This is a genomic window from Capnocytophaga sp. oral taxon 329 str. F0087, assembly GCF_000213295.2.
Lineage (GTDB): Bacteria > Bacteroidota > Bacteroidia > Flavobacteriales > Flavobacteriaceae > Capnocytophaga > Capnocytophaga leadbetteri_A.
Genome location: NZ_KN390046.1, coordinates 1 through 11,251, shown reverse-complemented (window position 1 = coordinate 11,251; position 11,251 = coordinate 1). Strand labels below are relative to the sequence as shown.

General features: G+C 40.0%; 13 protein-coding genes and 3 tRNA genes. 10 read left to right on the top strand and 6 right to left on the bottom strand.

Annotated elements, in window-relative coordinates; translation table 11 throughout:
- Both HMPREF9074_RS10315 and mgtE read left to right on the top strand, forming a co-directional pair.
- On the top strand, positions 1-316 hold a 316-nt coding region (locus HMPREF9074_RS10315; protein WP_034540619.1), incomplete at its 5' end, for an rRNA adenine N-6-methyltransferase family protein.
- Between the two features lie 20 nt (positions 317-336).
- The gene (gene mgtE / locus HMPREF9074_RS10310) at positions 337-1,692 is read left to right on the top strand and encodes a magnesium transporter (protein WP_009388895.1); all 1,356 of its coding nucleotides are present in this window, start codon (positions 337-339) and stop codon (positions 1,690-1,692) included.
- Positions 1,693-1,753: 61 nt separating this feature from the next.
- Here the strand turns inward: mgtE and prfB are convergent.
- From prfB to pyrH, 6 genes are all read right to left on the bottom strand, one after another.
- Positions 1,754-2,858 (bottom strand): peptide chain release factor 2 gene (gene prfB / locus HMPREF9074_RS10305; RefSeq protein ID WP_155846594.1). Its coding sequence is split into 2 segments (ribosomal slippage): positions 1,754-2,794 and positions 2,796-2,858, totalling 1,104 coding nucleotides; the frame shifts between segments, so codons are not numbered across the junction.
- Positions 2,855-3,409 (bottom strand): ribosome recycling factor, encoded by a 555-nt coding sequence (frr, locus tag HMPREF9074_RS10300; RefSeq protein WP_009388897.1) that lies wholly within the window; start codon positions 3,407-3,409, stop codon positions 2,855-2,857. Before frr ends, prfB begins: the two co-directional genes overlap by 4 nt.
- An 11-nt stretch (positions 3,410-3,420) precedes the next feature.
- Entirely contained in the window at positions 3,421-3,654 is a 234-nt protein-coding gene (locus HMPREF9074_RS10295) for a hypothetical protein (RefSeq protein ID WP_002678670.1), read from the bottom strand.
- Positions 3,654-3,857 (bottom strand): hypothetical protein, encoded by a 204-nt coding sequence (locus HMPREF9074_RS10290; RefSeq protein ID WP_009388898.1) that lies wholly within the window; start codon positions 3,855-3,857, stop codon positions 3,654-3,656. Before HMPREF9074_RS10290 ends, HMPREF9074_RS10295 begins: the two co-directional genes overlap by 1 nt.
- Positions 3,858-3,913: 56 nt before the next feature.
- The gene (locus HMPREF9074_RS10285; RefSeq protein WP_009388899.1) at positions 3,914-4,633 is read right to left on the bottom strand and encodes a nitroreductase family protein; all 720 of its coding nucleotides are present in this window, start codon (positions 4,631-4,633) and stop codon (positions 3,914-3,916) included.
- Positions 4,634-4,875: 242 nt separating this feature from the next.
- Positions 4,876-5,583, bottom strand: coding sequence for a UMP kinase (gene pyrH / locus HMPREF9074_RS10280; RefSeq protein ID WP_009388900.1), 708 nt, complete (start codon positions 5,581-5,583; stop codon positions 4,876-4,878).
- A 970-nt stretch (positions 5,584-6,553) separates the two neighbouring features.
- On the opposite strand from pyrH, the gene HMPREF9074_RS10270 reads away from it, so the two are divergent.
- The 8 genes from HMPREF9074_RS10270 to HMPREF9074_RS10235 all read left to right on the top strand — a co-directional run.
- Positions 6,554-6,637: transfer RNA gene (locus HMPREF9074_RS10270), tRNA-Ser, on the top strand.
- A gap of 26 nt (positions 6,638-6,663) precedes the next feature.
- Positions 6,664-6,738 (top strand) — tRNA-Pro (locus tag HMPREF9074_RS10265).
- Between the two features lie 67 nt (positions 6,739-6,805).
- Positions 6,806-6,879: transfer RNA gene (locus HMPREF9074_RS10260), tRNA-Arg, on the top strand.
- Positions 6,880-7,073: 194 nt separating this feature from the next.
- Complete coding sequence (locus HMPREF9074_RS10255; RefSeq protein WP_009388903.1) at positions 7,074-8,075, top strand: AAA family ATPase; 1,002 nt, start codon at positions 7,074-7,076, stop codon at positions 8,073-8,075.
- 59 nt (positions 8,076-8,134) lie between these two features.
- Complete coding sequence (locus tag HMPREF9074_RS10250) at positions 8,135-8,362, top strand: hypothetical protein (RefSeq protein ID WP_009388904.1); 228 nt, start codon at positions 8,135-8,137, stop codon at positions 8,360-8,362.
- Entirely contained in the window at positions 8,343-8,798 is a 456-nt protein-coding gene (locus HMPREF9074_RS10245; RefSeq protein WP_009388905.1) for a putative toxin-antitoxin system toxin component, PIN family, read from the top strand. The genes HMPREF9074_RS10250 and HMPREF9074_RS10245 overlap by 20 nt, the downstream gene beginning before the upstream one ends.
- 11 nt (positions 8,799-8,809) lie before the next feature.
- Positions 8,810-9,673: a DUF58 domain-containing protein gene (locus tag HMPREF9074_RS10240; RefSeq protein ID WP_009388906.1), complete on the top strand. Its 864-nt coding sequence runs from the start codon at positions 8,810-8,812 to the stop codon at positions 9,671-9,673.
- Between the two features lie 25 nt (positions 9,674-9,698).
- Positions 9,699-11,251: BatD family protein (locus HMPREF9074_RS10235; protein ID WP_034540622.1), on the top strand; the 1,553-nt coding region annotated here is incomplete at its 3' end.

The window sequence follows — 11,251 nt, the reverse complement described above, 5'->3', positions numbered from 1 at the left end:
GGTACAAGCCTTCTATGAGGCAACTTATCTATTTACTGTTTCCGAAGGGGTGTTTAATCCCCCACCTAAAGTAAAGAGCGGAGTGCTACGCTTAGTGCGCAAGTCTGATTATCATTTAGACTGTGATGAGGCTCTCTTCTTCACTATTGTGAAAACTGCTTTTAATCAGCGGCGCAAAACCCTCAGAAATAGTTTAAAACCTCTACTAACTAACGAATTCCTAAAGAATAATAGTATTTTCGACAAACGCCCAGAGCAATTGCCTTGGCAGGATTTTGTATTTATCACTAAAGAAATCAGTCGGAAAGAACAATAACTACTGATGGTAAACGAACTATGGCAACTTTTAAGATAACAGACGCACTCATTGAGCAAATACAACAGCTCATTGAAGAAAAGAAAAATAAAGAGTTAACAACGCTCTTAAGCGACTTGCACTATGCCGATATAGCTGAAGTTATTCACGAATTGGATATTGAGGAGGGTGTATATATCATTCGTCTTATTGATGCTCAGAAAACTTCAGATGTACTGACAGAGTTAGACGATGATTATCGCGATAAGATATTAGAGCACCTTTCGGCTAAAGAGATTGCTGATGAGATATTAGAGCTTGATACCGATGACGCGGTGGACATCATTTCTGAACTACCAGAAGAGCGAAAAACAGAGGTTATCTCGTATATAGAAGACGTAGAGCACGCTAAGGACATCGTCGATTTGCTGCGCTATGACGAGCATACGGCAGGGGGGTTAATGGCGAAAGAGTTAGTCAAGGTAAATGAGAATTGGAATGTGCTCAAGTGTGTGAAGGAGATGCGAGAGCAGGCAGCCAATGTTACACGGGTACATTCAATATATGTAGTAGATGATAATGATGTGCTAAAAGGGCGACTTTCACTTAAAGACCTACTTACTACTTCTACCCGCTCTGAGGTGAAAGATATTTATATCCCAAAAGTAGATTATGTATATGTTACTGATACCGCTGAAGAGGTTGCTCATATAATGAGTAAGTACGACCTCGAGGCAATACCGGTAGTAGATGAGATGAAACGCCTTGTAGGGCGCATTACCATTGATGACGTGGTAGACGTGATAAAAGAAGAGGCTGAAAAAGACTATCAATTAGCGGCCGGTATCACCCACGATGTAGAAGCTGACGACAGTGTGTGGAAACTTACTAAAGCGCGCTTACCTTGGTTGCTTATCGGTATGTTTGGCGGACTTGGAGCGGCGAGTATCATCAATGGATTTCAAGATACGATGAATATATACCCAATATTGCTGATATTCATTCCACTTATTCAGGCTACCGCAGGGAATGTAGGGGTACAATCTTCAGCGATAGTAGTACAAGGCTTAGCAAACAACTCAATTGATGGCGAGATTATCAAGCGATTACTAAAAGAGTTTCTCTTAGGGCTTATCAACGGAGGTACTATAGCGGGTATTGTGATATTAGTAAGCCATTTTGCTTTTAAAGCGGAGTACTTGGTAAGTATCACCGTAGCGATTGCCCTTGTAACAGTGATAGTAAATGCGGCAGTAATAGGTACTTTCATACCTATATTATTACACAAACGCGGTATAGACCCTGCGGTAGCAACAGGACCCTTTATCACTACCAGTAATGATGTTTTGGGTATTCTAATTTACTTCTTTATAGCGAAGTTAATATTAGGCTTTTAGTCTATAATAGTGAATAAATAAAAAAAAATGCAAGAAGCTATAAGGCCTCTCGCATCTTTTTTTATTGCTCATTAGTATTACTTTGTCCCATCAGCATAAGATAAGCTTTTAGAAAGTCATCTAATTCACCGTTCATTACACTATCAACATCAGTCGATTCGTAACCTGTGCGCACGTCTTTCACCAGCTTATAAGGGTGCATTACATAGTTGCGTATCTGCGAACCCCATTCTATTTTCATCTTTCCAGCTTCTATCTCATCACGCTTAGCTTGACGCTTTTTCAGCTCTATTTCGTATAACTGCGATTTAAGCAATTGCAGAGCTTTGTTTTTGTTGTCTAACTGACTACGTGTTTCTGAGTTTTCAATGATAATACCTGTAGGGTGGTGGCGTAGTCGTACGGCAGTTTCTACCTTGTTTACGTTCTGACCACCGGCACCACTCGAGCGCATTGTCTCAAAAGTAATATCAGCAGGATTGATTTCTATTTCAATAGTATCATCGGCTAACGGATATACATACACCGAAGCAAAAGAGGTATGCCGTTTAGCATTACTGTCGAAAGGTGAAATACGCACTAAGCGGTGAACACCATTTTCCCCTTTTAGGTAACCAAAAGCATATTCACCTTCAATCTCTATGGTTACAGTTTTTACTCCAGCAACATCGCCTTCTTGAAAATTGAGGGTTTTCACCTTATATTTTTGGTTGTTGCACCACATAGTGTACATGCGCAGCAACATCGATGCCCAGTCACAACTTTCAGTACCACCTGCTCCTGCTGTAATTTGTAGTACAGCACTCATAGCATCACCTTCGTCAGAGAGCATATTGCGGAACTCTAACGCCTCAATAGCGTGTAGAGCTTGGGTGTATTGCTGGTCTACCTCTTCGGCTGAGGCTTCCCCATCTTTCAAGAAGTCCAACATTACCTCTACGTCAGAGGTTAGGCTTTCGGCTTCTTCATAATCTTCCACCCACTTTTTCTTCACGCGCAGTTCGCGCATTATCTTCTCAGCTTCTTTAGCGTTATCCCAGAAGTCGGGAGCAAAGGTTTTTTCTTCTTCGTTGCTTATTTCTATACGTTTGGCATCTATGTCAAAGATACCTCCTTAACGCACCCAGGCGATTCATTAAGTCTTTTACTTGTTCGGTATTTGTCATACTTTTAATATCTCAGCTTCCTTAGCGGCTAATACTTCTTCTACTTTTTTGATGTATTTATCGGTGAGTTTTTGTACGCGTTCTTCAGCATCTTTCTTGATGTCATCAGAAGTTTCTACCTTTTTAATCTCTTTATTAGCTTCTTGGCGAGCGTTGCGTACACTTATTTTAGCATCTTCACCTTCGCCTTTAGCTTGCTTTACCAGCTCTTTACGGCGCTCTTCAGTCAATGGGGGAACGCTGATAATCACCATTTCACCGTTATTCATAGGGTTGAAGCCTAAGTTCGCTATCTGAATAGCTTTCTCTATAGGTTGAATCATTTTCTTTTCCCAAGGCTGTATAGTGATGGTGCGCGAGTCCGGAGCAGCTACGTTAGCTACTTGGCTCAGAGGCGTTTGAGCACCGTAGTAATCTACCATTACGCTGCCTAACATTTGCGGACTTGCTTTACCAGCACGAATGTTGCCCAAAGCCTTGTCTAAGTGTTGCAATGCCTCTTGCATCGCTTCTGAGGTACTGTCTAAGATGATATTAATCTCTTCGTTCATTGTATATTGTTTTATTTATTAGTATTAGTTTTATTAGATAATAACTTTTTAATTTTCATTTGTAGATTATTGTTCTTCTTATAAAAGAAGAAAATACCTACAATCAATAAAATTGTCAATAATGGTTGTATAATCACAAACAAATAGATGTTCACTGCTTCATAAGTAGTTCCAAAAGAATCTGCTAATAAATACAAGCCTTCCACTGCAAGGTCAAAACATCTATGTAATAGATTTTGTTCCATTAGTATTGTGCTTCTAATTCTTTAATAAAGCGCTTTTTCTCTCTGTATTGTATGTATTTAACTACAAAAAGTAGCAAAAGAGCAATATTTACCATAGGCATTAGAAAAATAAAGACAATAGCATTCACTTCTTTATAGGTAAACCCTGTGAAATTTGCCAATGATTGCATTACTTCACAACACCAATTGAATAATACTTCCATTAATCATTTTAATCATTAACCATTAACCATCAATCATTAACCATTAATCATTGTCCTTATTTCTTCTTGTATATTTCTTCAAAAGGCAGTCTAAAGCGTTCTCCCCTAACGCCTTGATCTTCACGCAGTCCGCAAGATACGAGCATATTCACTTCTGCTCCATAAGGCAGGTGTAATATCTTTTTTACGCGTCGGCTATCAAAGCCTTCTATAGGACAGGTGTCATAGCCTGCTTCTGCCATTGCCAGCATAAAGGTTTGCGCTACCAATCCGCAACTCTTGTGTACATTCACCCGCATATCACTTTCAGAAACGAGTTGCATCATAGGATGAAACCAACTGCTAACTACCCCCAAAGTCTTGCGCAAAAGACCCAAAAGACCAAAACACCTGCTAAAGAGAAAAGGCATCAGCTGGTTGTAAAACTTCTCTTGTTCCTTGATGCGCTTGGCTTGTTTCTCTGGTGGACTATTGCGCTGTATATTACCGCGTTCAAACTCTAGAACCTTCTTGGCGTGCAGACGGTGTTTGTCTTGTCGGGCAACGAATACTACCATTTGCTGTGCTGTAGTAGCCGTTTGCTGGTCAAGGCAAGCGTGTCCCAGTTTTTTGAGTAGTTCCTTATCGGTGATGTGATAAACTTCATACAACTGCATATTATACGTGGTAGGAGCCAGAGTAGCCAATTTAAGGCACTCCCGCACCTTCTCTTCACTAATAGGCGTAGGAGCGTAATAACGTATCGCCCTTCTAAAATCTAAAATGTCTTTTAACATATTGTTTATTTGTTGTTACTTGTTAGAGAATGATGAAAAACTCAGAGGGCTTGGAGTTTTATAAGGGGCTCCGAGTTACTTATCACTACACTTTGCCAAAGGTCGTAGCACGACAAGCAATTATAAACTCTGCCAAAGTTTATATCAAAATCTAACCATTAATCATTAACCATCAATCATTAACCATTAACCATCAATCATTAACCATCAATCATTAATCATTAACCATTAATCATTAACCATTAATCATTAACTACGGTTCCTACATTTTCCCCTGCTACTACTTTAGCGAGATTGCCTTTTTTGTTCATATCAAATACAATAATAGGCAAATGGTTCTCTTGGCTAAGAGTAAAAGCCGTCATATCCATTACTTTAAGGTTTTTATCAATACATTCATTGAAAGAGATATGGTCAAACTTCACAGCCTTAGGGTCTTTCTCAGGGTCAGCAGTATAGATACCATCTACACGAGTACCTTTCAGGATTACATCTGCATTGATTTCAATAGCGCGAAGTACAGCAGCCGAATCGGTTGTAAAATAAGGATTACCAGTTCCTGCCCCAAAGATAACCACGCGTCCTTTTTCTAAGTGACGTACAGCGCGACGTTTGATAAAAGGTTCGGCCATCGCTTCCATTTTAATAGCCGTTTGCAGACGAGTATAGATACCTTCGTCTTCTAAGGCACTTTGTAGGGCGAGCGAGTTGATAACAGTAGCGAGCATACCCATATAGTCGCCTTGTACTCTATCCATACCATTGCTAGCGCCAGCTACGCCGCGAAAAATATTGCCACCGCCGATAACGATAGCCACTTCAACTCCCATAGCTACCACCTCTTTTATTTCAGTGGCATACTCTTTTAGTCTAGCAGGGTCTATGCCGTATTGGCGACTTCCCATAAGGGCTTCCCCGCTGAGTTTGAGCAAAATACGTTTATATTTCATTTTCAATATAGCTTATTGGTTCTGTTTCAGATATAAGATTTTACAAAAGTAAGTAATTTTAATGAGAGTACCAAAAAAAAGTACAGCAACTTACAAAAACGCCCATTTTTTTCATTCCTCCCAATCCTCCCAGCCCACCCAATCTTCCCAGCCCACTCAATCTTCCCAGCCCACTCAATCTTCCCAGCCCACCCAATCTTCTCAGCCTTCTCAGCCTTCTCAGCCCTCCCACTTGTCTCACTTGTCCCACCTGTCTCACAATCGCCAGTGCGGCTCGCACTCCCGCCTGTCTCACTTGTCCCACTTGTCCCATTTGTCTCACTTGTCCCACTTGTCCCACCTGTCTCACCTGTCCCACTTGTCTCACCTGTCCCACCCGTCCCACTTGTCCCACTTGTCCCACAATCGCCAGTGCGGCTCGCACTCCCACCCGTCCCACTCGTCTCACCTGTCCCACAATCGCCAGTGCGGCTCGCACTCCCACCTGTTCCACTTGTCTCACTCGTCCCAGCCCACCCAATCCTCCCAGCCTTTTCAGCTCTTTCAGAAAAATTTTCTTCTATACCTTCCCTTTACCTTAGATATAGGAAGGATACAGCATCACCGAAGGATTACCGAAAGATGAGCGAAGCACAAACGTCTAATCACCGCCTAAAAACCAGAAAAATATCCTACACCAATCCTATTCATAATCTATTTCAAATTTCTCATTCCACCCAGCCTTCTCAGCCTTCCCAATCCTCCCATTAACTAGAAAAAGCACCTTGTTATTGCTGAAAAACTAACGACTAAAGCCTAAAACCTAATAACTAATGATAAAAAAGTTATTTTATTATCTATTGATAATGAGTGAATTATGATTTTTATTCAAAAAAAAATGAAAAAAAGTTGCCGAAAAATTTGCAGAATGAAAAAATCGTAGTACCTTTGCAACCGCAAAAGAGACAGAAAAGGAGTTCATAAAAATAAAGGAGAGGTGCCGGAGTGGTAACGGAGCAGATTGCTAATCTGTCGGCGGGTAACCGTCGCCTGGGTTCGAGTCCCAGTCTCTCCGCATCTTTTAGCAAAGACTGATAAATTCGGGGCGTAGCGTAGTCCGGTCATCGCGCCTGGTTTGGGACCAGGAGGTCGCAGGTTCGAATCCTGCCGCCCCGACAAAAATAAAATATTTCATTAATGTTTCCTTGTGAGTTGCATTATTGGAATATTTTTTTTGGAAAATGGTCACGTAGCTCAGCTGGATAGAGCATCTGCCTTCTAAGCAGACGGTCACAGGTTCGAATCCTGTCGTGATCACGAGAATTTGTTTCATTTTGTATTAAAATTTATGTTCGAAATAACGCAGAGCTTTTGCCCTGCGTTATTTTGTTTTAACCCAAATTCTACATCTCATATTCGCTGCTATACTCATAATTCAAAATTATTTCCTATCTTTGCCCTGCGCGGCACAATATTTGTATAAAGCAAAATACTGAAAAATTAATTAATATATGGAACAAAGAACTGCTGTTGATATCAGTAAAATAAACGAAAAAATCGAGAGGGAAAGCGCCTTTATCGATATACTTACTGCCGAAATGAATAAGGTTATCATTGGGCAAAAACATATGGTCAATGCCTTGCTTATCGGCTTGTTAGGCAAAGGGCATATCCTTTTAGAGGGCGTTCCTGGGTTGGCTAAAACCCTATCTATCAATACGCTGGCTAAGTCAGTGCACGGCTCTTTCAGTCGTATACAGTTTACCCCCGACTTACTGCCTGCCGATGTCATTGGTACAATGACCTACAACATCAAGCAAAATGAGTTTTCTATCAAAAAGGGACCTATCTTTGCTAACTTTGTATTGGCTGACGAGATAAACCGTGCTCCTGCTAAGGTACAATCAGCGCTGTTAGAGGCTATGCAAGAGCGTCAAGTAACTATAGGCGACTCTACTTTTAAGCTCGATACTCCTTTTATGGTTATGGCTACCCAAAACCCAGTGGAGCAAGAAGGTACGTATCCGCTACCTGAGGCGCAAGTAGACCGTTTTATGTTAAAAACAGTAATTGACTACCCTAAAATAGACGAAGAACAGCAGATTATGCGCGACAATCTAAGCAATAGCTATGCGGTGGTGAACCAAACAGTGAGTTTAGAGCAGATTACTAACGCACAGGCAGCTGTTAGAGAGGTATATATGGACGAGAAGATAGAAAAATATATTTTGGACATCATCTTTGCCACCCGTTATCCTGAAAAATACGGATTAGCAGACCTTAAGCCGCTTATCAGCTTTGGAGCTTCGCCACGTGGTAGTATCAATCTTGCTATGGCAGCTAAGTGCTATGCTTTTATCAAGCGTCGTGGTTATGTCATTCCTGAAGACGTACGTGCTGTAGTATTCGATGTGCTTCGCCATCGTATAGGTATCACTTACGAAGCTGAGGCTGAGAATATTACCTCTGTAGAGATGGTACATAAAATCGTAAATACGATTGAAGTGCCTTAGTAATTAGCCGATTTGCTAATTAGCAAATTAGGGAGTGTAACAATTAAGAATATAGTATTATGAGGACGTTGCAAATATCTATTTCAGAACTTGAGTATCAGAAGTTTGGCATCAAAGAAGAGCGATTGCACTTTTCTGAGCTACTTGATATTATTAGTAGAGAAATTACTAAAATAGGATTACAACAAGTGGTAGAACTTTCAGAAAAATACGGACTTTCAGCAATGACAATGGACGATATTTCTGCTGAAGTAAAGGCTGTAAGAAATGAAAAGCGTAATTATTGATACGAATGTAATAGTTTCATCATTAATTCAAAAAAGCTATCCTTATTTGATTATTTTTGATTTATTCTTAGAAGGTAAAATTAGAATTTGTGTTTCTGATGAACTTATAGAAGAATATTTTGATGTATTATCTCGACCTAAATTTCAGAGATTTCCTGATTTTGCTAAAAAAGCAGAGCTTATTCTAACAGAAATAACAATGAAATCGGTAAAATATACTCCTGAAATAAAATTGGATATTATTTCTGACCAAGATGATAATATGATTTTAGAGTTAGCCTACGAGAGTAAAGCTGATTTTATTATAACAGGCAATACAAATGATTTTACTATTTCAGAATATTTGCATACTAAAATTGTAACTCCAAGAGAGTTTTGGGAATTAACCATTAACAATTTATCATTAAACAAAGGTAATCATCACTTTTTTGATTGACAGTATAGATTTTGGATACAAAAGAATTATTAAAAAAAGTACGCAAGATAGAGATTAAAACGCGAAAACTCTCCGATAATATTTTCGGAGGGGAGTACCACTCTACTTTCAAAGGGCGCGGTATGACCTTTAGCGAGGTACGTCCGTACCAGTTTGGCGATGATATTCGTATGATAGACTGGAACGTTACGGCACGCTATAATGAGCCTTTCGTGAAAGTATTTGAAGAGGAACGCGAACTGACCCTTATGCTAATGGTAGATGTGAGTGGTAGCGAACTTTTTGGTACACAACAGCAGTTTAAGAGCGAAATTATCACCGAAATAGCAGCTACTTTAGCATTTTCGGCATTACAAAACAATGATAAAACAGGTTTGATACTCTTTTCAGACCAGATAGAATTGTTTATACCGCCTAAAAAAGGAAAATCTCACGTGCTGCGCATCATCAGAGAGCTTATAGAGTTTGAACCTAAGAGTTTTAAGACCAATATAGGCGAGGCTTTTCAGTTCCTCAGTAGGGTGATGAAGAAAAAAGCTATTGTATTTATGCTTTCTGACTTTATCGATAAAGGGTATGAGAAGCCTATACAGATAGCGGCTAAAAAGCATGATATTACCGGCATTCGCATCTATGATCAAAAGGAAACGGAGTTGCCTAATTTGGGCTATATAATGGTGAAAGATGCCGAAACAGGTGGTCTTATGCGGGTAAATACAGCTTCTTCGGCAGTGCGCAAAGAGTATGCGCAGCAGTACCGCGATACGGTGAGCTACTTCGAGGGGCTTTGGCAGAAATCAGGAGCTGGGGTAGTGAATTGTCGTAATGACGAGAGTTATACGCAGAAACTATTAGGCTACTTTAAAAGGCGATGAGATAATTAGCAAATTAGTAAAGAAGATGAAGCGATTATTGTATTATACGTTTTTATTAGCTTTCCCAATGCTTTACGCCCAAGAGGTGAAGGTGGAAACTAATACGAAAAACATCAAAATAGGGGAACAAATACAGTATAAAGTGTCGGTAGAAACGCCTGCCGATACACCGGTATCTTTTCCTGAGGGACAGACATTTGCTCCTTTGGAAATGGTGAAAACTCGTGCAGCTGATACGTTGCGCGATGGCGGGAAGTACCGATTGGTAAAGGAGTACTACCTTACCCAGTTTGACGAAGGGAAGTACACCATTCCGTCTCAGAAAATACGCATCAATAATAAGGATTATTTTACCGATTCGCTATTGGTAGAGGTGCACACAGTGGCTATTGATACCCTCAAACAGCCCCTCTACGACATCAAACCTATACAAGAGGTTAAGAAACCTTTTACCTCGTATGGGTGGATACTTACAATTATTGCTGCAGTGTTATTGCTGTTGATAGTAGCTTTTGTTTATTTTGTGTTTATCCGCAAAAAGAAATTTCCTTTCTTGCAAACACAGAAAAAACTACCTCCTTTCGACCGTGCTATTCAAGATTTAAAAGAGCTACAAAACTCTAAATACCTGATACAATCGCAACACAAAGAATACTATACTCGTTTGACTGATATAGTGAAAGCCTACTTAGAAGAGGAGGTACATATACTTGCAAAAGAGAGTACTACTGATGAGTTATTGACCAAAATAAATCTACTACAAGAAAAAGGCAAACTAAACCTTAATCAGGAGACGATTACTAACCTTAAAAGGGTATTACAGACTGCCGATTTGGTGAAATTTGCTAAGAATAAACCCTCTGATGACAATGCTGAATACGACCGCGAAACCATCGAAAATGTAGTGATTAAAACTAAAGAAGCTATTCCGCTTGAACCTACTGACGAACAGGCTATCAATGAAGCAAGGCAGAAAGCATTAGCCCTCAAAAGGCAAAAACGAAAGAAACTCCTTATAAAAATAGGGGTGGGGATACTCCTTTTCTTCTTGCTCGGGGGAGTAGGATTGTATTTTGGCTATCGTACCCTTAAAAATTGGTTGTTTAATCCGTATGTGGCAGAGCTAAACGAAGGAAAATGGGTAACTAGTGATTATGGATATCCTATTACCGAGCTTACCACTCCGAAAGTGCTAATGCGCAAGCAGATAGTAGATATTACGGGCTTCAAACCTATTATTCACAGTCAGAGTACTTTCTATTTTGGTAGCCTTAACTCTGAGCTGTATATAATGACTAATATTATCACCTTTGTAAAGGAAACCGGAGGTAATAGTAGTGAGCGCGGTGATGGCAATATCTCTTTAGACCCGCAGTTGGTCAATGAGATAGTGCTCGCACAGCTCGACAAGGCTGGCGCTAAGAATATCACCACCTTGCAAGAGGAATACACAACCCCTGCAGGTGTAAAAGGAATGAAAGTATTTGGTGAAATGACACTGCCCGATAAAAACGGCAACCTTTTCAAAGCAAATTATGAGCTTTATAGCTTTACTGAAAATGGTGCCTTACAGCAGTT